Genomic DNA, 25,519 nt, shown 5'->3' with positions numbered 1-25,519 from the left:
TTTAAATCCTTTTTGAACATGACCGGGCTGCGGCAACCACCGCCTGCCCGAAGGAGATAGCCCCATCACCCGCAGGCAGATGATGGGGAAAAAGAAGCGTGAAATCAGAGAGGTATTCCCGCAGACGCGCCCGCAGCAGGCGGTTATGCAACACGCCACCGCTGAAACAGACGGTAGAGAGCGACAGGCGTCGGGCATGGTGCCGGGCTAACGCCGCCAGCCCTTTTGCCAGCGCGTCGTGAAAGGCCCATGCGCGCTCGCAGGGTTGCGCCTGCCAGGCCAGCCACTGCTGCCAGAAGAGCGCAAGGTTTTCAACCTGAAGTGTCACCGGGTGCTCAACACCCGGGCACTGCGCGGCCAGCGCCTCAAGCCTGCAGGCGGCTTCGCCTTCATAGCGTTGTGTTTCAATACCCAGAGCACAAGCCACGGCATCAAACAACCGGCCGCAGGACGACGCCAGCGGCGCGTTAAGGCTGCGCTGAACGGCGGTCGCTAAAAGCGGCCAGTTTTGCGAACGTACGGCACGGGTTTCCGGGTAGCGTTGCCAGTCAGGCACAAACGCCAGGCAGTGTGCCAGCAGATTTCGCCAGGGCTGCATGGCCGCGAGATCGCCGCCCGGCATCGCCACGGCGGGCAGGCCGCCCAGATGCTCACACTCAAGGTAGTTCACCCGCAGACACTCCCCGCCCCACAGCGCGCCGTGCTCACCCATGCCAATCCCGTCCAGCGTCAGGGCGATCGCATCCCCGCCGTCGAGCGGCCAGCCGTTCTCCGCAAGGCAGGCCGCCGCGTGCGCGTGATGATGCAACACGGTATCGACCGGCAGAGCCTGCTCCTCTGCCCAGTGCCGGGCGTGATAACCCGGATGGGCATCGCACACCAGCCGCTCTGGCTGAAAGGCGTAGATCTGCTGCATCACCGACAGTGCCGACCGCCACTGGGCCTCGACACCGTCGTCACTGAGATCGCCAAAGTGCTGGCTCAGCACCGCCTGGTTACCGCGCACCAGACAGAAGGTATTCTTCATGTCGGCACCGGTCGCCAGAATGGCGGGAAGATGGCAAAAACCGGCGGGTAACGTGATGGCATCCGGCACGAAACCACGCGCCCGACGCAGCAAGGCGCCGTCCCGATCCATCACGGAATCGTCCATCCGCTGCAGGATGTCGCGGTTATGGAGCAGAAAACCGTCAGCGATCTCTGCGAGCTGTTCCAGCGCCTGTGAATTAGTGATGGCAGGCGGTCTGCCGCTGAGGTTGCCGGAGGTCATCACCAGCGGGCGCTCAGTCTCCTGCATCAGCAAATGCTGCAGTGGATTGGCCGGGAGCATCACACCAATGGTATCCAGGCCCGGCGCGATGTCGTCCGGGAAGGTCGGCAGCCACGCCTTGGGGATCAGCACGATGGGCGCGGCGGGCGAGCGCAGCTGCGCTTGCACCGCCTGCGGAAGGCCGTCGGTGCTGCGGATCATCACCGCCAGCGGTTTCCCCGGACGCTGCTTACGTGCCCGCAGCGTTGCCACCGCCTGTGGGTTAAGCGCGTCGCAGGCCAGATGAAATCCCCCCAGCCCTTTGATGGCCACGATGCCACCGTTTTTCAGCCTCTCCACCGCCACGTTCAGCGCCAGCTCGCGGGTGACAACCCGATCGGTTGCACGCCACTCAAGCTCAGGGCCACAGTCCGGGCAAGCCACGGGCTGGGCGTGAAAACGCCGGTCCGCAGGGTTGCGGTATTCCGTTTCGCACGGCGAGCAGAGCGGGAATGGCGCCATGGCCGTTGCCGGTCGGTCATACGGCATGGCGCGGATAATGGTAAAACGCGGGCCGCAGTGGGTGCAGTTAATAAACGGATAACGATAACGGCGCTCGTGCGGGTCGTTCATCTCCGCAAGGCACGCGGGACAGGTGGCCGCATCCGGTACAATCTGGGTGTCCATTGCGCCACCCGCACTGTGGCGGATGGTGAATGTCTCCGGCACCGTTGACCAGTGGAACGGCTGCGTGTCGATACTCTCGATGTGCGCCAGCGGCGGGCAGTCCTGGCGCAGCCTCGCGGTGAAATGCCCCCCATTACCCGCGAGGCGCACCAGCACGCCCTCTCCGTCGTTGCAGACATCGCCGGTCAACTGCAGCGCCTGAGCCAGTTGCCAGACGAAGGGCCGAAAGCCCACGCCCTGCACCTTGCCACGCACCCGCAACTGTACGCCGTTACCGCCCATGACGGATCAGAACAGCAGAGATGAGGTGGTATCGAACGCTGCGCGACGGCGCTTTTCGGCGCTCATCTGCTCAAGCTTGTCGCGATCCACGCACACCAGCGCGTGTGTCGGACAGGCTTCCATACAGGCCGGACCGGCGTCACGGTGGTAGCAGAGATCGCATTTGTTGGCTTCGGCTTTTTCCGCCCGCACGTTCAGCCCCATGCCGCTGTTGCGCACGACCGGACGAACAACCACCTCCATCGCGCCATACGGGCAGGCGACCACGCAGGTTTTGCAGCCGATGCAGCGCGCCTGCATCACATGCACAAACCCTTTTTCACGTTTGATCGCCCCGTTCGGGCAGACATTGGCGCACGGCGCATCTTCGCACTGACGACAGATGGCGGCGGTGGAAATATTCACGCCTTTGATGACGTGGATCCGCGGCAAAAAGGTCTCAGGCGTCAGCGAAGCGCAATCCTGCTCCGCCTGATGAGACACCACGCACGCCACTTCACAGGTACGGCAGCCAATGCATTTACTGGCATCGGCCATAATAAAACGGTTCATCTGCTTCTCCAGCATTACAGTCATGCGCGGAGATATTCATAAACCGTGCCAGTTTTTAACTCGTTGATTTATAGTGATTTAGAAAATGACGGCGGGGCTGTCATCGTCACTTCTGACGATGACAGCTGTCGACATCAGCGGTGCGGGCCGTCGATAACAGAGTCGCGCAGGATAAGCTCACCCGAGAAGGTTTGCTGATACTTAAACTCGCCGCCGTCGAGCATGAAAATCAGGCGGCTGATGGTCTCTTTAATCATCTCCGTGACCGGAATGCGCACGCTGGAGAGCGAGGGCACGGTGTAGGGCGCAATCGCCACATCGTCGAAGCCTATCACCGACACCGCGCCGGGCGTGGCGATGCCGCTGTCGTGAAGCTGTTTCATGGCCCCAATCGCCATATCGTCGTTACTCGCCACCAGCGCGGTAAAGGTTTCGCCGTGCGACAGCAGCTCAGACACTGCCGCCGCGCCGCTGGCGGGGTTCCACTTGCCCTGCGCGATCAGCCTCGGGCGCAGCGGGATCTGGTGCTGCGCCAGCGCGTCTTTGTAGCCGGAGAGACGCTCTACGCCCGTGGGCGAATCCAGCGAGCCGGTGATAAACGCAATGTCACGATGCCCTTTCTCAATCAGCTGCGACACCGCCTCCTGGCAGGAGGCTTTATGATCTGACCAGACGCTGTGGCTGCTGTTTTTTCGCAAGCGGCGGTTCAGTACCATGATCGGCTGTTCGTATTTCTCGACGATCTCGTCCATCTCCTCCACGCTCAGAAAACGTGGATAGATGATCACCGCGTCACAGCGCATATCGAGCAGGTACTGGATCGCCTCGCGCTCTTCGTCCGCGCTGTGCTTACCGTCCGCCAAGATCAGCTGCCGCCCTTTCTCTTCCGTCATGCGAGCGGCGTGAAACAGCAACTCACTAAAATAGACGCCGTGATACAGGGTGTTGGTCACCACCAGTCCCAGCGTCTGGGTGCGTTTGGTCGCCAGGTTACGCGCCAGCAAATTGGGGCGATAGCCGCTCTCTTCGATGGCCTGAAACACCCGGTCTTTGGTCTCCTGGCTGACATAGCCATTCCCCGACAGCACCCGGGAAACCGTCGCTTTCGAAACGCCTGCCCGCTTCGCCACTTCAAGCATCGTGGTCATGTTGTTATTCCCTTTCACACAGATGCCACGCAGTGTACTGCACTGCAAAACAATTGTCGTAGCGACGATCGCACGCTTTTTGTGCCGACTGGTGATCGTCATCACGAAATGAAAAAATGGTCAAAATGCGATCTTGTTTCATTCAAAGAAACTCATGATGATTATGTGGAACCGGTTTCCTACATACTCTCACAACGACAACAGGATCACATCCGATGGCCAAAAATTATGCCGCGCTGGCGCAAGACGTTGTCAGCGCGCTTGGCGGCAAAGACAACATCGTCGCCGTCACCCATTGCATGACGCGACTGCGTTTCGTGCTGAAAGACGAAACCCTTACCGATGCCGCACGCCTGAAAAGCATCAGCGGCGTACTGGGCGTCGTGCGTAACGACAACCAGTGCCAGGTGATTATCGGCAATACCGTTTCTCAGGCGTACCGTGAGGTGGTGAACCTGCTGCCCACCCACCTGCAGCCTGCCGTGCCGGAAGGCCCGCAGAAATTGACCCTGCGCCGGATCGGTGCGGGGATCCTCGACGCGCTGATTGGCACCATGTCACCGCTGATCCCGGCGATCATAGGCGGCTCGATGGTTAAACTGCTGGCAATGATCCTTGAGATGACCGGCGTGCTGGAGAAAGGCGCGCCGACGCTCACCATCCTGACCGTGATCGGCGACGGGGCGTTCTTCTTCCTGCCGCTGATGGTGGCAGCGTCTGCCGCGGTGAAATTCAAAACCAACATGTCGCTGGCGATTGCCATTGCGGGGGTGCTGGTGCACCCGAGCTTTATCGAGCTGATGGCGAAAGCCGCACAGGGTGAGCACGTCGAATTCGCGTTTATTCCGGTGACGGCGGTGAAGTACACCTACACCGTGATCCCGGCGCTGGTGATGACCTGGTGCCTGTCGTATATCGAACGCTGGGTGGATCGCATTACGCCTGCGGTGACGAAAAACTTCCTCAAGCCGATGCTGATCGTGCTGATTGCCGCCCCGCTCGCCATCGTGCTGATTGGGCCGCTGGGGATCTGGATCGGTAGCGCGATCTCCGCGCTGGTCTATACCATCCACGGCTATCTGGGCTGGCTCTCCGTGGCGATTATGGGGGCGCTCTGGCCGCTGCTGGTCATGACCGGGATGCACCGCGTCTTTACCCCGACTATCATTCAGACCATTGCCGAAACGGGTAAAGAGGGGATGGTGATGCCGTCGGAAATCGGTGCCAACCTGTCGCTCGGCGGTTCATCCCTGGCGGTGGCGTGGAAAACCAAAAACCCGGAGCTGCGCCAGACGGCGCTGGCCGCGGCGGCTTCCGCCATCATGGCGGGCATCTCTGAACCGGCGCTGTACGGCGTGGCGGTTCGTCTGAAACGCCCGCTGATTGCCAGCCTGATTAGCGGCTTTATCTGTGGCGCGGTGGCCGGGATTGCGGGTCTTGCCAGCCACTCGATGGCGGCGCCGGGGCTGTTTACCAGCGTGCAGTTCTTCGATCCGGCCAACCCGATGACCATTGTCTGGGTATTCGGCGTCATGGCGCTGGCGGTCGTGCTCTCCTTCGTGCTGACCCTGATATTAGGCTTTGAAGATATCCCGGTCGAAGACGAGGCTGAAAAAGCCCGCGCCCTGCAGAGCGCGCCGGTGCAGGCCAAAACCGCACAAGTTTAACCGTATAACGAGGTAGAAATGTCTGTTTTTCCACAAGGATTTTTATGGGGCGGCGCGCTTGCCGCCAACCAGAGCGAAGGCGCTTACCGTGAAGGCGGCAAAGGGCTGACCACGGTCGACATGATCCCCCACGGCGCAAACCGCCTGGCGGTGAAGCTTGGTAAGGAAAAGCGTTTTTCGCTGCGTGACGACGAGTTTTACCCAAGCCACGAGGCGATTGATTTTTACCATCGCTACAAAGAGGACATCGCCCTGATGGCGGAGATGGGCTTTACGGTGTTCCGCACCTCAATTTCCTGGAGCCGCCTCTACCCGAACGGCGACGAGCCGCTGCCGAACAAAGAGGGCATTGCCTTCTATCGGGCGGTGTTTGAAGAGTGCAAAAAGTACAACATTGAGCCGCTGGTCACCCTGTGCCACTTCGACGTGCCGATGCATCTGGTGACGGAGTACGGCTCCTGGCGCAACCGCAAGATGGTCGATTTCTTTGCCCGCTACGCCCGCACCTGTTTCGAAGAATTTAACGGTCTGGTGAAATACTGGCTCACCTTCAACGAGATCAACATCATGCTGCACAGCCCGTTTTCCGGCGCGGGGCTGGTGTTTGAAGAAGGTGAAAACGAAGATCAGGTGAAATACCAGGCCGCGCACCACGAGCTGGTCGCAAGCGCGCTGGCGACCAAAATCGCCCACGAGGTCAACCCGGAAAACCAGGTCGGCTGCATGCTGGCGGGCGGGAATTTCTACCCTTACTCCTGCAAGCCGGAAGACGTCTGGATGGCGCTGGAAAAAGATCGCGAGAACCTGTTCTTTATCGATGTGCAGGCGCGCGGCAGCTATCCGGCCTACTCCGCCCGCGTGTTCCGCGAAAAAGGGGTGGTGATTGTCAAAGATCCGGGCGACGACGAACTGCTGAAAAACACCGTCGATTTTGTGTCGTTCAGCTATTACGCTTCGCGCTGCGCGTCGGCCGATATGAACGCGGACAATACCAATGCGGCGAACATCGTCAAATCTCTGCGCAACCCGCATATTCAGGTGAGCGAATGGGGCTGGGGCATCGATCCGCTCGGCCTGCGCATCACCATGAACATGATGTACGACCGCTATCAGAAACCGCTGTTCCTGGTGGAAAACGGCCTCGGCGCAAAAGATGTCATTGATGAAAACGGCGAAATTAACGATGACTACCGCATCAGCTATCTGCGCGAGCATATCCGCGCGATGGGCGATGCCATTGAAGACGGCGTGCCGCTGATGGGCTATACCACCTGGGGCTGCATTGACCTGGTGGCAGCCTCAACGGGCGAAATGAGCAAGCGCTACGGGTTTGTCTACGTTGACCGCGACGATGCCGGAAACGGCACGCTGGAGCGCAAACGCAAGAAATCGTTCTGGTGGTACAAGAAGGTGATTGCGAGTAACGGGGCGGATCTGGCGTAGGCTGTTGCCCTCACCCTAACCCTCTCCCACAGGGAGAGGGGACAAAAAACACCCTCTCCCCTATGGGGAGAGGGGTTCAAACCCACCCTTTCCAGCCCACCCGGCAAGCCGTGAATAGACCACTTCCACCGCCGCTTTCACCGGTGGCGTCATCGGGTAATAAAACCCAACAATGTCCGGCTGAATGCCCAAAAACAGCACCTCGCCAACGTCCTCTTTGATCTGATCCACCAGATAGTTAAGCGGCATATTATGCGTGGTCATCATGAACATGTCGGCAATGTCGTCCGGGTCGATCAGGCGGATTTCCCCCGGGTTCAGCCCCATATCTGTAGCATCGACAATCAACAGCCGATCAGGGTGCAGTTCGCGGATGGCCACCACGTCGTTTTCCGGCGCGCTGCCGCCGTCAATCACCACCCAGTTGCCCTGCGGGTTCGCGGCACACATCTCTGCCAGCAGCGGGCCTGCGCCGTCGTCGCCCATCATGCTGTTGCCGACACACAGTAAAACGTCAGTCACGTAATCTCCTCACCATCAGGTAGATGGCACTTTCCTGATGAATGTCATGCAGCATGCTGAGCAGCGTTTTGCTCCACGCCTGCTGTTCGGGGGTTTGCCGTTTCAGCGCCGCGTCAAACGCGTTCGCCAGCATCGCAATATGGTTGGCGTCGATAACGATCTCACCGTACTTCGGTACCCCTTCCATTTTGCGCCGCGCCGTACTGCCCTCCTCCAGCGTGGCGATCCACGCCAGATAGTCGGACCACGGGCAGCTCAGCGCCGCCTCCAGGCAGTCGATCACCCCGAGGTGATGCCCAATCGCCAGGCTGTAATAGACCACCTGCTGCGCCGCGTCCGGCGTGGCATCGTTCTCATCAATAAATCTACGGCTCAGCTGGCTGAACACGACCGTCTCACTCATCGGATACGCGCCTCATCCACAATGCTGTTCAGGTTCGCCACAATCTCATTGAGACGAGGGTCGTTTTCCGCCTCCAGCCAGCGCGCCACCTGGTGCTCGCCCTGGCTCAGCAGGCGCAGGTAATCGTCGGCAATCTGACGGCCATAGCGATAGCCCGCCAGCCTGCGCGCCGTGCGGTCGACCTTCACCCGCAGCGGCTGCACCATGTCCGGGTGCAGGATCATCGCAGGCTGATTATCGGATTCACCCGGTTCACGGGCGTGGATTTTCTGCTCCAGCAGGCCGAGCGCCATGGCAAAGCCGTACAGCGTGGCCGCAGGCGTTGGCGGACACCCTGGAATGTAGACGTCCACCGGCACGATTTTGTCGGTGCCGCCCCACACGCAGTAAAGGTCGTGGAAGATGCCGCCGCTGTTGCCGCAGGCCCCGTACGAGATGCAGATTTTCGGGTCCGGCGCAGACTGCCAGGCGCGCAGCGCCGGCGAGCGCATGGCGCGGGTGACGGCCCCGGTAAACAGCAGAATGTCGGCATGACGCGGAGACGGCACCACTTTGATGCCGAAGCGTTCAGCGTCAAACAGCGGCGACAGCGTGGCGAAGATCTCAATCTCGCAGCCGTTGCAGCCGCCGCAGTCCACGCGGTAAACGTAGGCCGAGCGTTTGATTTTTTTCAGCAGCGACGCTTTCATGCTGGCGATGGACTCCTCCACCGTCATCGGCACCGGAATGCCCCGCTCGTCGCGCGGGCCGAGTAAGTTTTCCATCAGCTGGCCTCTCTCATATGACGGGTGATATCGATGCGGTCGGACGGCAGCAGGCATTTCTGCCGTTTGCATTCCGGACAGGTTTCAAAGCTTTCGCGATGATACTCCGCGCGGGCATCGCCGTTGTGCTTCAGCAGCGCGATGGCATAGTCGATCTCTTTTTGCACGGCGAACGGACGTTTGCAGACGCGGCAGTTACACAGGGCAAAACGCGACTGCTGCAAAAAATCCTCTTTCTTCCACACCGCCAGCTCGTACGCCTGAGACAGACGAATGGCGACCGTCGGGCAAACCTCTTCGCAGCGGCCGCAGAAGATGCAGCGTCCGAGGTTAAACTGCCAGGCCAGTTCGCCGGTTTTCAGATCTGTTTCCACCGTCAGGGCATTCGACGGACAGGCGTTGACGCAGGCCGCACAGCCGATGCACTGCTGCGGGTTGTGCTCCGGCTTGCCGCGAAAGTTTTTATCCACCGGCATCGGCTCCAGCGGGTAGCGGCTGGTGGGCGTGCCGGTTTTGATCACTTTTTTGATAAAGGTAAACATGACGAGTCCTTATTTCAGCGGCGAGTTCTTACGCTCGATGCTGTAGCGCTCAAGCTCTTTGTACGGCACCACCTGGCTTTTCTTCTTGCGCACGTCCACCACGGTCATGCGGTCGGTGCAGGAGTAGCACGGGTCGAGGCTGCCGATGATCAGCGGCGCGTCGGAGACCGTGTTGCCACGCAGCATATAGCGCAGGGTTGGCCAGTTGGCGTAGGTCGCCGCGCGGCAGCGCCAGCGGTAAAGCTTCTGGTTGTCGCCGGTCATGCTCCAGTGGATGTCGTCCCCGCGCGGCGCTTCAGCAAAGCCGAGGGCAAAGCGGTTCGGGATGTAGGTAAAGCCTTCCACCATCAGCGGGCCGCCCGGCAGGTTATCGAGCCCAAAGTCGATCATATTCAGCGCGGTGAAGACCTCGTTGATACGCACCTTCAGGCGGGAGATGACGTCGCAGCCCTGCTCACTGTGCACGGTCATTGGCAGCAGGCCGTAACCGACAAACGGGTGATCGGCGCGGGTATCGCGAGCGTGACCGCTGGCGCGCACCATCGGGCCGACGTTGCTGAAGTCGCGGGCAATTTCCGGATCAAGACGGCCGATGCCGACGGTGCGCTGCTCGATGTTTGGCGTGCTGAGCAGCATGTCCACCAGCTCCTGCACGTCGCGACGCATCTGCTGTGCCAGCTGGCGGGTCTGGATCATGTCGTTTTTAAGCAGGTCACGGCGGATCCCGCCGATCAGGTTCAGACCGTAGGTTTTACGCGCCCCGGTAAGGATCTCCGCCATCTTCATCGACGCCTCGCGCACGCGGAAGAACTGCATAAACCCGGAGTCGAAACCGACGAAGTGACAGGCCAGGCCGAGATTCAGCAGGTGCGAGTGCAGACGTTCCACTTCCAGCAAAATGGCGCGGATCATCTGCGCGCGCTCCGGCACCACGATCCCCATGCCGTTTTCCACCGAGGTGGTGTAGGCGGTGCTGTGGGCGAAGCCGCAGATGCCGCACACGCGGTCAGAGAGGAACGTCACCTCGTTATAGCCCATGCGGGTTTCCGCCAGCTTTTCCATGCCGCGATGGACGTAGAACAGGCGGTAGTCGGCGTCGATAATGTTTTCGCCGTCAACAAACAGGCGGAAATGGCCCGGCTCATCAGAGGTAACGTGCAGCGGACCAATCGGCACCACGTTATTCTTTTTGTTGCCGAGCTCATTAATGAACTCATAGGTTTCGCTGTCGGTGGTCGGGGCCGGACGCTGGCGGTAGTCCATGCTGTCCTTGCGCAGCGGATACAGTTCGTCCGGCCAGTCGTCCGGCAGCACCAGGCGGCGTTCATCCGGCAGCCCCACCGGCACGAGGCCGTACATGTCGCGCACTTCGCGCTCGCCCCAGACGGCGGCAGGCACACGCGGCGTGACGGACGGGTACTCCGGTTTATTCGGGTCGACTTCCACGCGCACGGTAAGCCAGCATTTTTCGCCCTGCTCCATCGACATCACGTAGTATACCGCGTAATTGCCGCACAGCTGACGCTCGTCATTACCGAACAGCACCGACAGCCAGCCGCCCTGCTGGTAGTAAAGAAACTCCACCACTTCCGGCAGATAGTTCACCTTAATGGTGACGGTTACCTGGTCTTTGGTCTGCCATCCTTCCTCCAGCACAACACCCGGAAAAGCCTGATGCAACGCGGCGAGATACTGCTGACCTTTTTTTTCTTCAGACATAAATACTCTCTTTAATCACGCCACCAGCAAGGAGACGAACGCTAAAAATGCAAAACCAAAACCGGCCCAGGTGATGCGCGAGGTCGCGACAAAGCGCAGACGCGCCATGCTGTTTTCAAACAGGGCAATCACCAGCACGCCAATCAGCAGCTTGAGCGCGGCAACCACCACGGCCAGGATCAGGCCGCCTGCTGAGAAGTGCGTCATCTGCCCCCATGGGAAGAAGACGCCAACAAACATCTGCAGGACCACCAGTTGCTTAAGGCTGATGCCCCACTTGAGCACCGCGAAGCCGTAGCCGCTGTACTCGGTGAGCGGCCCTTCCTGTAATTCCTGCTCGGCTTCCGCGAGGTCAAACGGCAGTTTGCCCATCTCGATAAAGGTGGCGAACGCGCAAGCGCACAGGGCCAGAAGCAGCGGAAGGGACCGGGCCACCGGCCAGTGGTAAACGGTGTGGGTGATGAAGCTGATATGGGTGGAACCCGCGACCTGCGCGGCCACCCACAGACCCAGCAGCAGGATCGGCTCGACCAGCACGCCCAGCATCGCCTCGCGGCTGGCGCCGATACCGGTAAACGGACTGCCGGTATCGAGGCCCGCAATAGCAAAGAAGAAGCGGGCAATGGCGAAGAGGTAAATCAGCGTAATCAGATCCCCAAGTGCTGGCAGCGGTGCCCCCACCGTCACCACCGGCAGCGCGGTGGCGATGGTCAGCATCACGCCGACCATCACGAATGGCGTCAGGCGGAAGACCCAGCCTGCGGCATCCGGCGCCACGCTCTGGCGGGAGAGCAGCTTGAAGAGATCGCGGTACTCCTGGAGCACGCCAGGCCCGCGACGGTTGTGCATCCGGGCGCGCGCCACGCGCGTGATGCCCGACAGCAGTGGCGCAACGGCGAACAGCACCAGCGCCTGAAGTATTGCCAGTAACAGACTCATGTCAGGCTCCTCGTGAAATCACAATCACCACCAGCACCGCCAGCTCGATCAGCGCCAGACGGCGGAACAGCACAGGCACGGCGGCGCTCTGCCAGCCCGGCATCCAGCCCACCGGGTTCAGCCAGTGGCGCAACTTCAGCACGGCAGCGAAGTTCTCTTTCACCGGCATGGCAAAACCATGGGCGGTGATCACCATCGATTGTTCGTGTTCGTAGCCACAGGCCCAGGCCGCCCCGCGTGAACGGGAGGCAAGACGGTCGCGTCTGAAGAACAGCATCAGCACAAACGGCAGCAGCGGTGCGGCAATCAGCAGCAGCGCCAGCATCGGCTGGGAGACGGTGGTATGGGCGGTGGTCAGCGGCAGTGGAATGGCGTTACCCAGCAGCGGCAGCAACCATGGGGCGGCGACCCCGCCCGCGATGCAGCACAGCGCCAGCGCGACCACGCAAGCACCCATCAACACTGGCGCGCAGCAGGCGTTTTCCGCTTCCCGCGTTCGCGGTGCGCCGAGGAAGGTGACGCCGTAGACTTTTGCCATACACATCACCGCCAGCGCCCCGGTTATTGCCAGGCCAACCGCCAGCAGCGGGCCGAGCAGCCGGGCGATAAAGGCATCGCTCTGACCGAGCGCGAAGAAGGACTGGTAGATCACCCACTCGCCCGCAAAGCCGTTCAGCGGCGGCAACGCGGCCATCGCCATCAGCCCGACCAGCATGGCGAGAGAAATCACCGGCATCTTTTTGCCGATACCGCCGAGTTTTTCGATATCCCGATGACCGGTGCGGAACCAGACGCTTCCCGCGCCCAGGAACAGGGTGCTTTTGAACAGGCTGTGGTTAACGAGGTGATACAGCCCCCCGATAAACCCGGCGGCGATCAGCGCCGGTTGATTGAGTGCCAGCCCGGTCACGCCTGCGCCGATGCCGAGCAGGATAATGCCGATATTTTCCAGGGTGTGGTACGCCAGCAGACGCTGAATATTGTGCTCCATCAGCGCATACAGACCACCGACAAAAGCGGTAACCATACCGGCGATAAGCAGCGCGACCCCCCACCACAGCGGCGGCTGGCCGCCGGTCAGGGTGATCGTCAGCATGCCGAACAGACCGACCTTCATGACCACGGTGGAAAACAGCGCGGCAGCGGGCGCTGAAGCATTCGCGTGCGCCTGCGGCACCCAGCCGTGCAGCGGGATAATCCCGGCCAGCAGGCCAAAGCCCACCACGCCCAGCAGCCAGACGTCATTTCCCAGCGGCTGACCGTTAAGCGCTGCGAAGTCGAGCGTGCCGAAACGTTGCCACACCAGCCAGCAGGCCAGCGCCAGCAGCAGCGTGCCGAGACGCCCCAGCGCAAACCACAGTTTGCCGGAGGCGCTACACCCCGTCAGGAACACGCCGCAGAGCGCCATGATCTCCGCCATCACCACCAGCGCGCCGAGGTTGCTGGCGATAACGGTACAGACCGCCGTCGCCAGCAGCAGGTTGACCAGCAGACCATTGGCTCTGGTGTGTGGATGGCGGTGCCAGTCAATATTGAACAGGCTGATAAACAGCCCGCACAGGCCAAAGGTGATAAGCCAGATGGCGTTCAGCGGCGTAAGCGCCACGGTGTGGCGGATCAGCGGCATCACCGCCTGCGCGGATTGTCCACCAAGCAGTACCACCCCGCCCGCCGCCAGCGTCATCAGGCTTCCGACCGCTCCGCCGATACCGGCGATCCAGCCGCTCAGGGTTTTATGGAATGACAGAAGCCACGCCAGCACAGCGGCGGCGGCAAAGTACGCCACCGCGCTGGTAATCATCGTAACTGCGTTCATTTCGCCCCCTCGTTAAGCGCCTGAAGCAGAGAAAGATCGCCGATGTCGGTATTAATGGTCAGCTCGCGCTTGCGTTTGCTGGTGCGGGCAATATCGCGAATGTTGACCAGAATCAGCGCTTTGGTCGGGCAGGTGCGCACGCAGGCCGGGCCCTGTTCATCGAAGCTGCACAGGTCGCACTTCACCGCCACCGCACGCACGCCGGGCACCCAGTCGAGCAGCGTGCTCACCCGTGCCGGAGCCGGTGGCGCAGGCGGCGCTTTTGGGGTGTTGGCATTCGCCGGAATATGCAGCGGACGGCTGCCGGAAAATTCAATCGCACCGAACGGGCAGGCTATACCGCACAGCTTGCAGCTCACACACAGGCTTTCGTTCAGCTGTACCGCGCCGTCAACGCGGGTGATGGCATTCACCGGGCAGACACCCGCGCACGGCGCATCTTCACAGTGGTGGCAGAGCTGCGGGGCAGACTCTTTTTCATTACGCATGACGCGCAGGCGCGGCATGGACTGGAGCCCGTGCAGGCGGTGCGTTTCCGAACAGGCCGCCTCACAGGTTCGACAGCCAATACAGACCGTCGAGTCAGCAATTACAAAACGGTTCACCGGGTCATCCTCTGGTGATAGTCATTTTTGACGAAAAACTGTCATGTCGACACTTCTCGACACGTGATGATCAGGCCACGTCCGCTGAGGCATTTTCATCCATCAGCTGTTTCAGGTTGACCGGGAGATCGTGTTCAACGGCGGTGTACAGACCGTTGTAAACCGGCGCGATTTTTTCCAGATAGTGCTCCAGCACCTGCTGGCGATCGCGGTTGCTGACGTGACCGTCCACCATGCCGTCGGCCATCAGTTGCGCCTTTGCAATACACTGTTTTTCACCCTCTTTTGTCTCGACGTAGTACTCAATGGTGTGGCTATTGAAGGTGTCAGCCAGGGTGACGTAAATCGTGAAATGGCCGAACAAAACAAAGCGCATATCCCCCTGCGCCGCACAGCTCATGGCGTGGTGAAGACGGGCTTTGGAGAGGGTGATGCCCTGGACCAGTGAGTTGCAGTAAAGGTGCCACTGGTCCTGTAACTGCTGGTGACGCTGCGCGATGTAATCCGCTTTTTCGCTAATTTCCCAAATAGTCATAGAAGGTATCCGGTTAATGGAGATAGCGGCTGTTAAGCAGATTCCATGCCAGTTTTTAATTCATTGATATTTAATGGATTTAATTCAAAACAGACTGTCAATGTGAGGGTGTCGACGTGTCATTTCGACAGCGTTGACATCGTCATCCCCTAACCAAAACCAGGCTGGCACTGTTATTGCATTAACGGGGCAATTCATTAAGGAGGCGTCATGCACGAAATCACCCTCTGCCAGCGGGCACTGGAACTCATCGAACAGCAGGCAGCGCAAAACCACGCGACGCGCGTGACCGGCGTCTGGCTGAAAGTCGGGGCCTTTTCCTGCGTCGAAACCAGCGCCCTCACCTTCTGTTTTGAGCTGGTGTGCCGCGGCACGCTGGCGGAAGGCTGCGAACTTCATATTGAAGAGCAGCAGGCGGAGTGCTGGTGCGAGCAGTGTCAGCAGTACGTCACCCTGCTGTCGTCGAAGGTTCAGCGCTGCCCACAGTGTCAGCACACCGGCCTTCGCGTCGTGGCGGATGACGGGATGCAGATCCAACGCCTTGAAATCGAGAAGGAGTAAAGTATGTGTAGTACCTGCGGTTGCGCCGAAGGCAACCTGTATATCGAAGGGGATGAACACCGTCCTCACTCCGCGTTTCGCTCCGCCCCCTTTGCCCCCGCACCGCGTCCGGCAGCGGCACTCACCGGCATTCGCTTTGCGCCTCAACGCTCCGATATGGGCGATCTTCATTACGGCCACGGCGAGGCGGGTACCCATGCGCCAGGCATGAGCCAGCGCCAGATGCTGGACGTGGAAATCAATGTACTCGATAAAAACAACCAGATCGCCGCCCGCAACCGCGCCCGGTTTGCCGCACGTCAACAGCTGGTACTGAATCTCGTCTCCAGCCCCGGCTCCGGCAAAACCACGCTGCTGACGGAAACGCTCAAACGCCTGAACGAACGCATCTCCTGCGCGGTAATCGAAGGCGATCAGCAAACGGTCAACGATGCCGCGCGCATTCGTGAAACCGGCACCCCGGCGATTCAGGTCAATACCGGTAAAGGCTGCCATCTGGATGCGCAGATGATTGCCGATGCCGCGCCGCGTCTGCCGCTGGCGGATAACGGCATTCTGTTTATTGAAAACGTCGGCAATCTGGTCTGCCCGGCGAGCTTCGATCTCGGGGAACGGCATAAAGTAGCGGTCCTCTCGGTGACCGAAGGGGAAGACAAGCCGCTCAAATATCCGCATATGTTTGCCGCCGCGTCGCTGATGCTGCTGAACAAAGTCGACCTGCTGCCGTACCTGAATTTCGACGTGGATAAATGCCTGGCTTATGCCCGTGAAGTGAACCCGGACATTGCGATCCTGCTGGTCTCCGCCACGCGCGGCGACGGCATGGAGCACTGGCTGAACTGGCTGGAGAGTGAACGATGTGCATAGGCGTCCCCGGACAAATCCATTCCATTGACGGAAACCAGGCCAAAGTGGCGGTCTGCGGCATATTGCGCGACGTGGATTTAACCCTGGTGGGCAGCACCGAAGAGACGGGCGTCTCGCGCCTTGGTCAGTGGGTGCTGGTACACGTGGGATTCGCCATGAGCGTCATTAACGAAGCGGAAGCGCGCGACACGCTGGATGCCCTGCAGAACATGTTCGATGTGGAGCCGGACGTCGGCGCGCTGCTGTACGGCGAGGAACGGTAATTATGCGTTACGTTGATGAATACCGCGCACCTGAGCAGGTGATGCAGCTTATCGGTCATCTGAAAACACGGGCCTCCCTGCTGGCGTATACGGCGCAAAAACCGCTGCGGATCATGGAAGTCTGCGGCGGGCACACCCACGCCATTTTCAAATTTGGCCTCGACCAGTTGCTGCCGGACAACATTGAGTTTATCCACGGCCCGGGCTGCCCGGTATGCGTGCTGCCCATGGGGCGCATCGACAGCTGTATTGAGATAGCCAGCCAGTCTGATGTCATTTTCTGTACCTTTGGCGACGCAATGCGCGTGCCGGGAAAAACGGGTTCGCTGTTGCAGGCCAAAGCGCGAGGTGCGGACATCCGGATCGTGTACTCGCCGATGGACGCCCTGAAGCTTGCAACCGATAACCCGGACCGCAAGGTGGTATTTTTCGGGCTGGGTTTTGAGACCACTATGCCCGCCACGGCAATCACCCTGCAGCAGGCCAAACGCAGCAACGTCACCAATTTTTTCTTTTTCTGCCAGCACATTACGCTTATCCCGACGCTGCGTAGCCTGCTGGAAGAGCCGGACAACGGCATTGACGCGTTTCTGGCGCCGGGCCATGTGAGCATGGTGATTGGTACCGACGCTTACGGCTTTATCGCTGACGATTACCATCGCCCCTTAGTTGTCGCTGGTTTCGAACCTCTTGATCTACTGCAAGGCGTCACCATACTGGTTGAGCAGAAAATAGCAGCCCTGAGCGCGGTGGAAAATCAGTACCGCCGCGTGGTGCCGGATGCCGGAAATGAACGGGCGCAGCAGGCGATAGCTGACGTGTTTTGCGTTGAAGGCGACAGCGAGTGGCGCGGGCTGGGGTTGATTGCTGAATCTGGCGTGCGCCTGACGCCAGCCTACCGGTCGTTTGACGCAGAAACGCATTTCCGTCCACAGCCACAACAGGTTTGCGACGATCCCCGGGCCCGCTGCGGCGAGGTTCTGACAGGAAAATGCAAACCCCATCACTGCCCGTTATTTGGCAACACCTGTAACCCGCAAACGGCCTTTGGCGCGCTGATGGTCTCTTCCGAAGGGGCATGCGCCGCGTGGTACCAGTATCGCAACCAGGAGAGTGAAGCATGAAGACGGTTGAAATGGCGCACGGCAGCGGCGGTCTGGCGATGCAGCAGCTGATAAACCGGCTGTTTATGGAGGCCTTTGATAATCCCTGGCTCGCCGAGCAGGAAGACCAGGCCCGCATTGACCTCGCTTCCCTCACCGCCCAGGGCGACAGGCTGGCCTTCTCCACCGACAGCTATGTGATTGACCCGCTGTTCTTCCCCGGCGGCGATATCGGCAAGCTGGCCGTCTGCGGTACCGCGAACGATGTCGCCGTCAGCGGTGCCATTCCGCGCTACCTCTCCTGCGGATTTATCCTTGAAGAAGGTTTGCCGATGGAGACGCTCGCGGCGGTGGTCAGCAGCATGGCGCACACCGCGCGCGAGTCGGGAATTGCTATCGTCACCGGCGATACCAAGGTGGTGCAGCGCGGCGCGGCGGACAAGCTCTTTATCAACACCGCCGGGATGGGGGCGATCCCCGCCGATATTCACTGGGGCGCGCAGCAGCTGGCCGTGGGCGACGTGCTGCTGGTCAGCGGCACGCTGGGCTGTCACGGGGCGACCATCCTTAACCTGCGCGAAGGGCTGGGGCTGGACGGGGAACTGCGCAGCGACTGCGCGGTGCTCACCCCGCTCATCCAGACGCTGCGTGCGATCCCCGGCGTGAAAGCCCTGCGCGATGCCACCCGTGGCGGCGTCAATGCCGTGGTGCATGAGTTCGCGGCCTGCTGCGGCTGCGGTATTGAACTTACTGAGCGCAACCTGCCCGTGAAGCCTGCGGTTCGTGGACTGTGCGAGCTGCTGGGGCTGGATCCGCTCAATTTTGCTAACGAAGGCAAGCTGGTGATAGGCGTTGAGCGCACCGCGGCCGAAGCCGTACTTGAACAGTTGCGGGCGCATCCGTCAGGAAAAGAGGCCGCAATCATTGGTGAGGTGGTTGAGCGCAAAGGGGTGCGCCTGGCCGGACTGTATGGCGTGAAGCGCACGCTGGAGCTGCCGCACGCGGAACCGTTACCCCGCATTTGCTAGAACCGCGCTAAAAAGCGGTCGGCACGGAATTTATTTATTTGCCCGTTTCTACTGGAAAGCACTATGCCGTATACACCGATGAGCGATCTCGGACAGCAGGGTCTGTTCGACATTACGCGAACACTTTTACAGCAGCCCGACCTGGGTGCGCTGAGCGATGCCCTGACGCGCCTGGTCAGGCAATCTGCACTGGCAGACAGCGCCGCCATTGTGCTCTGGCATAGCGGGAGCCATCGTGCGAGCTACTTCTCCACACGAGAAAACGGAAAAGCGTTTGAATACGAAGACGAAACGTATCTCGCTCACGGGCCAATCCGCCGTATTCTTTCCCGACCGGAAGCGCTGCACTGCAATTTTGAGGAGTTCCGCCAGGCCTGGCCCATGCTGGCCCGGAGCGCGTTATACCAGCCATTCGGCCACTACAGCCTGCTGCCGCTGGCGGTGGAAGGCCATATTTTTGGTGGCTGCGAGTTTATCCGCAATACCGACCAGCCGTGGAGCGAGGCGGAATATGAGCGTCTGCACACCTTTACCCAGATAGTGGCCGTCGTCGCCGAGCAGATCCAAAGCCGCGTCAGTAATAATGTGGATTACGACCTGCTGAGCCGCGAGCGTGACAACTTCCGCATTCTGGTGGCAATCACCAACGCCGTGCTCTCCCGTCTCGACATGGATGAGCTGGTCAGCGAAGTGTCGAAGGAGATCCATCACTACTTCAAAATTGACGCCATCAGCATTGCCTTGCGCGGCCATCGCAAGGGCAAGCTAAATATCTACTCCACCCACTATCTCGACGAAGCGAATCCGGCTCATGAGCAGAGCGAGGTGGATGAAGCAGGAACCCTCTCGGAACGGGTGTTTAAAAGTAAGGAGATCCTGCTGCTCAATCTCAGCGAGCAGGATGTGATGGCGCCTTACGAGCGGATGCTGTTTAACATCTGGGGCAACAAAATCCAGACTCTGTGCCTGCTGCCGTTGATGTCCGGTAACACCATGCTGGGCGTTCTCAAGCTGGCGCAGTGTGAGGAAGGGGTGTTCACCACCGCCAACCTGAAGCTGCTGCGTCAGATTGCAGAGCGTATCTCTATCGCGCTGGATAACGCGCTGGCGTATCAGGAGATCCACCGTCTGAAAGAACGGCTGGTGGATGAAAACCTGGCGCTGACGGAACAGCTTAACAATGTCGACAGCGAGTTTGGTGAAATCATCGGACGCAGCGACGCCATGTACAGCGTACTCAAACAGGTGGAAATGGTGGCGCAAAGCGACAGCACGGTGCTGATCCTGGGCGAGACCGGCACCGGCAAGGAACTGATTGCCCGTGCGATCCACAATCTGAGCAACCGCAACAGCCGCCGGATGGTGAAAATGAACTGCGCCGCCATGCCTGCGGGTCTGCTGGAAAGCGATCTCTTTGGCCATGAGCGCGGCGCGTTTACCGGCGCCAGCAGCCAGCGACTGGGCCGTTTTGAGCTGGCGGATAAAAGCTCGCTGTTCCTCGATGAAGTGGGCGATATGCCGCTGGAGCTGCAGCCGAAACTGCTGCGTGTGCTGCAGGAGCAGGAGTTCGAACGTCTTGGCAGCAATAAGCTGATTCAGACCGACGTGCGGCTGATTGCCGCCACCAACCGCGATCTGAAAAAAATGGTCGCCGACCGCGAGTTTCGCAGCGACCTCTACTATCGTCTGAACGTGTTCCCGATTTGCCTGCCGCCCCTGCGCGAGCGTCCGGAAGATATCCCGCTGCTGGTCAAAGCGTTTACCGCCAAAATTGCCCGTCGGATGGGACGCAACATCGACAGTATTCCTGCCGAGACGTTACGTACCCTTTCATCGATGGAGTGGCCCGGCAACGTGCGCGAGCTGGAAAACGTTATCGAGCGTGCGGTGCTGCTGACACGCGGAAATGTGCTGCAACTCTCCCTGCCGGAGGTCTCTCTGGCGGAAACGCCCGTTACGGCGACCGATGTGGCTCAGGACGGGGAAGATGAATATCAGCTGATTGTCCGCGTGCTGAAAGAGACCAACGGCGTGGTGGCCGGACCGAAAGGGGCCGCCCAGCGGCTGGGGTTAAAACGCACCACCCTGCTGTCGCGCATGAAGCGTCTCGGAATTGATAAAGAGAGCCTGATTTAAGGCGCATTCCGGCGGTGTTTTTTGACACCGCCTTTCATCACCCTGCGTTATTGTCCCTCATTGACACAAAATCGATTCCTCTGTATAAAATTCCGCCTTAATAATGAGTTTCATTTGCATCAATAATAATTTTAATGAAGGGTAGCGTTTAATGAAGAAGGTCATCTGCGCGTTAGGCCTGGCGATTGCGTCGGTCAGTTCTGCTCTGGCAACCACTTATCCTCTGACCATTGAAAACTGCGGTTATAAAGAGACCTTCACCAAAGCGCCGGAACGCGTCGTGGCCCTTGGTCAAAATACCGTTGAGATTTTGCTTCTGCTGGGTCTGGAAGATAAGGTGAAGGCCAGCGCCTTCTGGCCGACCAAAGTGCTGCCGCAGCTGGCGGAACAGAATGCCAAAATCAAAACGCTCACCGTCGAAATTCCTACCCTGGAATCTATCCTTGCGCAAAACCCCGATTTTGTTCCTGCACAATTGCCGCTGCTGCTCGGGCCAGAAAGTAAGGTCGCAAAACGTGAGGATCTGGCTACCGTCGGCGTGAACAGCTATTTATCACCGGGTATGTGCGCCACCAAAAAAGCCTCGGGCGATATGTACGGCAGCCGCCAGAAGCTGTGGGATATGACATATCTGTATAAAGAAATTGAAGATTTCGCCAAAATTTTCAACGTTGAAGATCGTGGCCAGGCCGTGATCGCCGATTTCAAAAAGCGGGAGGCAGACCTGCGTCAGGAGTTTGGCAAGAGCAAAAAAGACCTCTCTTTTGTCTTCTGGTTCTCCAGTTCATCCCCTTCTGCTGATGCCTACGTGGGCGGTAAGAACAGCGCCTCCGGGTTTATCGCAAACGTACTGGGCGGGCATAACGCCATTACCTCCGAGACCGAATGGCCAACCGTGGGCTGGGAAAGCATCATTGCCGCTAACCCGGATGTGATTGTGGTCTCAAGCCTCGACCGTAACCGCTGGGCGCTGGATAACGCGGAAGAGAAAATCAAATTCCTGAAAAGCGATCCGGCCGTCAGCCAGCTTGATGCGGTCAAAAAAGGCCATATCGTGGTGATGGACGGCCAGGCAATGAACCCGACGATCCGTACCATTTATGGCGCTGAACAGGTGGGCGAACAGCTCAGAAAACTGGGGCTGAACTGATGACGGCAGCCGTACTTCAGGCCCGGCAGGGCCTGTTCCTGACCACTTCCGCTCTGCTGGCTATTGTCCTGTTGTTTCTGGTGATAGCCCTTGGCGTAAGCGTCGGAGAGTTGTCGATTCCGCTGTCCAATGTCTTTTATGCTATCGGTAATAAGCTGGGGCTGACCGCGGTTCCGCTTAACCGCATCTACGAGAGCGTGATTTGGGACTTCCGCCTGAGCCGTGCGCTGGTGGCGGCCTGCTGCGGCGCGGGGCTGGCTATCTGCGGCGCGGTTTTGCAGAGCCTGCTGAAAAACGCGCTGGCTGAACCTTACGTGCTCGGCGTCTCTGCGGGGGCGTCCACCGGCGCGGTTTCCGTCGTGGTGCTGGGGATAGGGACCGGGGCGGTGTCGCTCTCTGCGGGCGCGTTTGCCGGGGCATTCGCCGCCTTTGCGTTTGTCGCTTTTCTGACCAACGGCGCGCGCGGCGGCAACGAGCGCACCATCCTCGCAGGTGTGGCCGCGTCACAGCTATTCAACGCTATCACCGCCTATACCATCAGCACCTCTGCCAGCGCGCAGCAGGCGCGTGATGTGATGTTCTGGCTGCTGGGCAGCTTCAGCGGGGTGCGATGGCCAGAATTTCAACTGGTACTGGTCGTGGTACTGGCTGGCCTTGCCATTTGTCTTTATTACTCCCGGGCGCTGGATGCCTTTACCTTTGGTGATGACGCCGCCGCCTCGCTGGGGATTGCCGTTCCGTGGGTCCGCCTGGCGCTCTTTACCACCACCGCATTGATCACCGCAACCATCGTCAGCATGGCGGGCTCAATCGGCTTTGTCGGGCTGGTGGTTCCGCATATGATGCGCTTCTTCTTCGGCCCCCTTCATCGCACATTGCTGATTGCCAGCGCGCTGGCAGGTGCCATCCTGATGGTGCTGGCAGATATCGCTTCGCGTCTGCTGATTGCCCCGCAAAGTCTGCCGGTGGGCGTGGTGACCGCGCTGGTTGGCGTGCCGTTCTTTGCCGTGATCATCTACCGTTCAAGGAATAAGTGATGAGTATTTGCGCTGAAAATATTACCTGGAAGGTCGGCAAAAAGGTCATCGTCAATGACGTGTCGCTCAACGTGGCGCAGGGTGAAACGGTAGGACTGCTTGGTCCCAATGGCTGCGGTAAATCATCGCTTCTGCGCATTCTGGCTGGCCTGCGCCGCCCGGATGCAGGCTGTGTGACGCTGGACGGTCAGAACATCTCCCGCATCGCCAAAAAGCAGCTTGCGCGCCGGGTCGCCTTCGTTGAACAGCACGGCATGACCGATGCCAATATGCGCGTTCGCGATGTCGTCAAACTGGGCCGCATTCCGCATCACTCCCCGTTCTCAAACTGGAGCAAGCAGGATGACGAGACCGTCACCGCGGCCCTGCAGCGGGTGGATATGCTGGAAAAAAGCGATCAGGGCTGGCTGAGCCTCTCCGGTGGGGAGCGCCAGCGCGTGCATATCGCCAGGGCGCTGGCGCAGACGCCGACCGAAATTCTGCTGGATGAACCGACCAACCACCTGGATATTCACCATCAGATGCAGCTGATGCACCTGATAAGCGACCTGCCGGTGACCAGCATTGTCGCCATTCACGATCTCAACCATGCGTCAATGTTCTGTGATTCGCTGATTGTGATGCAGAAGGGGCAAATCGTAGCCACCGGAACGCCACAGGAGATCCTCTCAGAGGAGCTGCTGTGGGACGTGTTTCGGGTGAAAACCAAAATCGAGATCTCGCCGTTCCATGGCAAAAAGCACATCCATTTTATGGTTTAGGCGCCACTAGAATGATGCCCCTGCGCCCTGCCACGACGCTCTGGCCGCCCGTCTTACTGGGCAGCCAGTTTGTGTTTAACATCGGTTTTTACGCGGTTGTCCCCTTCCTGGCGATTTTTTTGCGCGACGATATGCTGCTTTCCGGCGGGCTTATCGGGCTGATTCTGGGGCTGCGTACCTTTTCGCAGCAGGGGATGTTCATCGTCGGCGGTGCGCTCTCCGACCGCTTTGGTGCCAAAATCATTATCCTCTGCGGCTGCATCATCCGCGTTGCTGGTTATCTGCTGCTGGCGTTTGGACACGCTCTCTGGCCCATCATCCTTGGCGCCTGTCTGACCGGCATTGGCGGCGCGTTGTTCTCTCCCTCCATCGAAGCGCTGCTGGCAAAGGCGGGTACGCAAAGCGAGACTAAAGGGAAACGCAGCCGCGCTGAGTGGTTTGCGCTCTTTGCCGTCTGCGGTGAACTTGGCGCGGTGCTGGGCCCGGTTGCCGGGGCTTTGCTCACGGGGCTGGGGTTTCGCCAGGTGGCACTGGCTGGCGCGGGGGTCTTCGTCGTCGCGCTGATTGTGCTCTACTTCTGCCTTCCGGCTGCGCGACACAGCAAGCAGACACTCACAATTGTTCCCTGGTGGACGACCTTCCGTCAGCCGCGTTTTGTCGCTTTTATCATCGCCTACAGTTCGTGGCTGTTGAGCTACAACCAGCTCTATCTGGCGCTGCCGGTGGAGATCCAGCGCGCCGGCGGTAACGAGAAAGATCTCGGCCCCCTGTTTATGCTGGCCTCTGTGCTGATCATCACCTTGCAGCTTCCGCTGGCGCGTTTCGCCCGACGCGTGGGCGCGGTAAGAATTTTGCCGGTGGGCTTTTTGCTGCTCTCGGCCTCCTTTGCGAGCGTGGCGATGTTCGCCCCGGCTGCGCCATCAGAAGGCTGGCTGCGGTTACTTCCGTCCGTGTGTCTTGTGACGCTGTTGACGCTGGGGCAGATGCTGCTGGTGCCCTCGGCAAAGGATCTGGTTCCACGCTTTGCAGAGGAGTCGACGCTTGGCGCGCACTACGGCGCACTCGCCACCGCTGGCGGTGTTGCGGTGCTGGCGGGAAATTTACTGTTTGGCAGTCTGCTGGATCGCGCCCTGGTGCCCTCACCTCAGGCAATGTATCCCTGGCTGCTGCTGGCCCTGTTCCCGTTATGCAGCGCGGTCGCCCTGAACGTCATTTGTCGCCCCTTCAGGGGCTGAAGCCGTTACTTTTTGGGGCGATACTTTTCCGGTAATTCCGGCACCGGACGACGATCGTCCAGCAGATGACGAACCGTCAGGATCGGGTGACGCCATAGCATGCGTGGCCCTGCCCAACGCATTATCTGCTTCATCTCTTCACGCCTGGCAGGCTGGTAGCAGTGTACCGGACACTGTTTACAGGCCGGTTTGTCCTCACCAAAGACACACTTATCCAGACGCTTATCCGCATAGGCGTTCAGCACCTGATAATGCCCCGCTTCCTGAGATGCCTCCGGGCACTGCTTTTCATACAGAGCGATCATTCTGGCGATCGTCTTTTTTTCTCGTGAAATTCGTTTACCAGACATAGCAGCTCACCGTTTGAAACATGCATCAATAATACCTTTTTATACCCTGATTTTCAGTTGTTGCATGTCGTTTTCTGAAGCCACCTTCCACTATTAAGCCCACACTCGCCGTTTTTTACTGGTATTTTATACAGGCATTACGAACACACATTGCC

25 protein-coding genes are annotated in these 25,519 nt (G+C 59.6%); 12 read left to right on the top strand and 13 right to left on the bottom strand.

Annotated elements, in window-relative coordinates; all coding sequences use genetic code 11:
* Window position 1: 1 nt before the first annotated feature.
* From hypF to ACTJJI_RS18235, 3 genes are all read right to left on the bottom strand, one after another.
* On the bottom strand, window positions 2-2,218 hold the full coding sequence (gene hypF, locus ACTJJI_RS18245; protein WP_440655090.1) for a carbamoyltransferase HypF: 2,217 nt from the start codon (window positions 2,216-2,218) through the stop codon (window positions 2-4).
* Window positions 2,219-2,224: 6 nt separating this feature from the next.
* Window positions 2,225-2,770, bottom strand: coding sequence for an electron transport protein HydN (gene hydN / locus ACTJJI_RS18240; RefSeq protein ID WP_014833044.1), 546 nt, complete (start codon window positions 2,768-2,770; stop codon window positions 2,225-2,227).
* 134 nt (window positions 2,771-2,904) lie between these two features.
* Window positions 2,905-3,918, bottom strand: a complete 1,014-nt coding sequence (locus tag ACTJJI_RS18235) for a LacI family DNA-binding transcriptional regulator (RefSeq protein WP_096927737.1) — start codon at window positions 3,916-3,918, stop codon at window positions 2,905-2,907.
* A gap of 215 nt (window positions 3,919-4,133) precedes the next feature.
* On the opposite strand from ACTJJI_RS18235, the gene ascF reads away from it, so the two are divergent.
* Complete coding sequence (gene ascF, locus ACTJJI_RS18230; RefSeq protein ID WP_063412159.1) at window positions 4,134-5,585, top strand: PTS cellobiose/arbutin/salicin transporter subunit IIBC; 1,452 nt, start codon at window positions 4,134-4,136, stop codon at window positions 5,583-5,585.
* 18 nt (window positions 5,586-5,603) lie between these two features.
* The gene (locus tag ACTJJI_RS18225; RefSeq protein WP_440655087.1) at window positions 5,604-7,028 is read left to right on the top strand and encodes a 6-phospho-beta-glucosidase; all 1,425 of its coding nucleotides are present in this window, start codon (window positions 5,604-5,606) and stop codon (window positions 7,026-7,028) included.
* Window positions 7,029-7,088: 60 nt separating this feature from the next.
* Here the strand turns inward: ACTJJI_RS18225 and hycI are convergent, their stop codons facing one another.
* The 9 genes from hycI to hycA all read right to left on the bottom strand — a co-directional run bounded on the left by hycI (window position 7,089) and on the right by hycA (window position 14,873).
* Window positions 7,089-7,550: a hydrogenase maturation peptidase HycI gene (gene hycI / locus ACTJJI_RS18220; RefSeq protein ID WP_047361448.1), complete on the bottom strand. Its 462-nt coding sequence runs from the start codon at window positions 7,548-7,550 to the stop codon at window positions 7,089-7,091.
* Window positions 7,543-7,953, bottom strand: coding sequence for a formate hydrogenlyase maturation HycH family protein (locus tag ACTJJI_RS18215; protein WP_440655085.1), 411 nt, complete (start codon window positions 7,951-7,953; stop codon window positions 7,543-7,545). The genes hycI and ACTJJI_RS18215 overlap by 8 nt, the downstream gene beginning before the upstream one ends.
* Window positions 7,950-8,717 (bottom strand): NADH-quinone oxidoreductase subunit B family protein, encoded by a 768-nt coding sequence (locus ACTJJI_RS18210; protein ID WP_434131951.1) that lies wholly within the window; start codon window positions 8,715-8,717, stop codon window positions 7,950-7,952. Before ACTJJI_RS18210 ends, ACTJJI_RS18215 begins: the two co-directional genes overlap by 4 nt.
* On the bottom strand, window positions 8,717-9,259 hold the full coding sequence (locus ACTJJI_RS18205) for a formate hydrogenlyase complex iron-sulfur subunit (RefSeq protein WP_063412156.1): 543 nt from the start codon (window positions 9,257-9,259) through the stop codon (window positions 8,717-8,719). Before ACTJJI_RS18205 ends, ACTJJI_RS18210 begins: the two co-directional genes overlap by 1 nt.
* Before the next feature lie 9 nt (window positions 9,260-9,268).
* Window positions 9,269-10,978: a formate hydrogenlyase subunit HycE gene (gene hycE, locus ACTJJI_RS18200; protein WP_047361446.1), complete on the bottom strand. Its 1,710-nt coding sequence runs from the start codon at window positions 10,976-10,978 to the stop codon at window positions 9,269-9,271.
* Between the two features lie 15 nt (window positions 10,979-10,993).
* Window positions 10,994-11,917 (bottom strand): respiratory chain complex I subunit 1 family protein, encoded by a 924-nt coding sequence (locus tag ACTJJI_RS18195; RefSeq protein WP_014833053.1) that lies wholly within the window; start codon window positions 11,915-11,917, stop codon window positions 10,994-10,996.
* Window position 11,918: 1 nt separating this feature from the next.
* On the bottom strand, window positions 11,919-13,733 hold the full coding sequence (hycC, locus tag ACTJJI_RS18190; protein ID WP_440655081.1) for a formate hydrogenlyase subunit 3: 1,815 nt from the start codon (window positions 13,731-13,733) through the stop codon (window positions 11,919-11,921).
* The gene (locus ACTJJI_RS18185; protein WP_063426765.1) at window positions 13,730-14,338 is read right to left on the bottom strand and encodes a 4Fe-4S dicluster domain-containing protein; all 609 of its coding nucleotides are present in this window, start codon (window positions 14,336-14,338) and stop codon (window positions 13,730-13,732) included. Before ACTJJI_RS18185 ends, hycC begins: the two co-directional genes overlap by 4 nt.
* A 70-nt stretch (window positions 14,339-14,408) precedes the next feature.
* Entirely contained in the window at window positions 14,409-14,873 is a 465-nt protein-coding gene (gene hycA, locus ACTJJI_RS18180; RefSeq protein ID WP_047361441.1) for a formate hydrogenlyase regulator HycA, read from the bottom strand.
* A 210-nt stretch (window positions 14,874-15,083) separates the two neighbouring features.
* Here hycA and hypA point away from each other — a divergent pair, with 210 nt between their 5' ends.
* From hypA to ACTJJI_RS18130, 10 genes are all read left to right on the top strand, one after another.
* Window positions 15,084-15,434 carry a hydrogenase maturation nickel metallochaperone HypA gene (gene hypA, locus ACTJJI_RS18175; RefSeq protein ID WP_063426768.1) on the top strand — a complete coding sequence of 117 codons (351 nt, stop codon included), beginning with the start codon at window positions 15,084-15,086 and terminating at the stop codon, window positions 15,432-15,434.
* Between the two features lie 3 nt (window positions 15,435-15,437).
* Window positions 15,438-16,301: a hydrogenase nickel incorporation protein HypB gene (hypB, locus tag ACTJJI_RS18170; RefSeq protein ID WP_063426770.1), complete on the top strand. Its 864-nt coding sequence runs from the start codon at window positions 15,438-15,440 to the stop codon at window positions 16,299-16,301.
* Window positions 16,292-16,564 carry a HypC/HybG/HupF family hydrogenase formation chaperone gene (locus tag ACTJJI_RS18165; RefSeq protein WP_063426772.1) on the top strand — a complete coding sequence of 91 codons (273 nt, stop codon included), beginning with the start codon at window positions 16,292-16,294 and terminating at the stop codon, window positions 16,562-16,564. Before hypB ends, ACTJJI_RS18165 begins: the two co-directional genes overlap by 10 nt.
* A 2-nt stretch (window positions 16,565-16,566) precedes the next feature.
* Window positions 16,567-17,688, top strand: coding sequence for a hydrogenase formation protein HypD (gene hypD / locus ACTJJI_RS18160; protein ID WP_440655077.1), 1,122 nt, complete (start codon window positions 16,567-16,569; stop codon window positions 17,686-17,688).
* On the top strand, window positions 17,685-18,695 hold the full coding sequence (gene hypE, locus ACTJJI_RS18155) for a hydrogenase expression/formation protein HypE (RefSeq protein WP_063426776.1): 1,011 nt from the start codon (window positions 17,685-17,687) through the stop codon (window positions 18,693-18,695). The genes hypD and hypE overlap by 4 nt, the downstream gene beginning before the upstream one ends.
* A gap of 63 nt (window positions 18,696-18,758) precedes the next feature.
* Window positions 18,759-20,831 carry a formate hydrogenlyase transcriptional activator FlhA gene (gene flhA, locus ACTJJI_RS18150; protein WP_047361435.1) on the top strand — a complete coding sequence of 691 codons (2,073 nt, stop codon included), beginning with the start codon at window positions 18,759-18,761 and terminating at the stop codon, window positions 20,829-20,831.
* A 151-nt stretch (window positions 20,832-20,982) separates the two neighbouring features.
* Window positions 20,983-21,981 carry an ABC transporter substrate-binding protein gene (locus ACTJJI_RS18145; protein ID WP_047361434.1) on the top strand — a complete coding sequence of 333 codons (999 nt, stop codon included), beginning with the start codon at window positions 20,983-20,985 and terminating at the stop codon, window positions 21,979-21,981.
* Window positions 21,981-23,018, top strand: a complete 1,038-nt coding sequence (locus ACTJJI_RS18140; protein ID WP_014833063.1) for a FecCD family ABC transporter permease — start codon at window positions 21,981-21,983, stop codon at window positions 23,016-23,018. The genes ACTJJI_RS18145 and ACTJJI_RS18140 overlap by 1 nt, the downstream gene beginning before the upstream one ends.
* The gene (locus ACTJJI_RS18135) at window positions 23,018-23,779 is read left to right on the top strand and encodes an ABC transporter ATP-binding protein (RefSeq protein WP_014833064.1); all 762 of its coding nucleotides are present in this window, start codon (window positions 23,018-23,020) and stop codon (window positions 23,777-23,779) included. The genes ACTJJI_RS18140 and ACTJJI_RS18135 overlap by 1 nt, the downstream gene beginning before the upstream one ends.
* Window positions 23,780-23,793: 14 nt before the next feature.
* The gene (locus ACTJJI_RS18130) at window positions 23,794-25,014 is read left to right on the top strand and encodes an MDR family MFS transporter (RefSeq protein WP_046889058.1); all 1,221 of its coding nucleotides are present in this window, start codon (window positions 23,794-23,796) and stop codon (window positions 25,012-25,014) included.
* A 5-nt stretch (window positions 25,015-25,019) separates the two neighbouring features.
* Here ACTJJI_RS18130 and ACTJJI_RS18125 read toward each other — a convergent pair whose 3' ends face one another.
* Window positions 25,020-25,364, bottom strand: coding sequence for a nitrous oxide-stimulated promoter family protein (locus ACTJJI_RS18125; RefSeq protein ID WP_014833066.1), 345 nt, complete (start codon window positions 25,362-25,364; stop codon window positions 25,020-25,022).
* Between the last annotated feature and the right edge of the window lie 155 nt (window positions 25,365-25,519).

Origin of the sequence: Enterobacter sp. 22466 (assembly GCF_052044775.1) — a bacterium.
Lineage (GTDB): Bacteria > Pseudomonadota > Gammaproteobacteria > Enterobacterales > Enterobacteriaceae > Enterobacter > Enterobacter dissolvens.
This window is presented reverse-complemented; position numbering and strand designations above follow the sequence as displayed.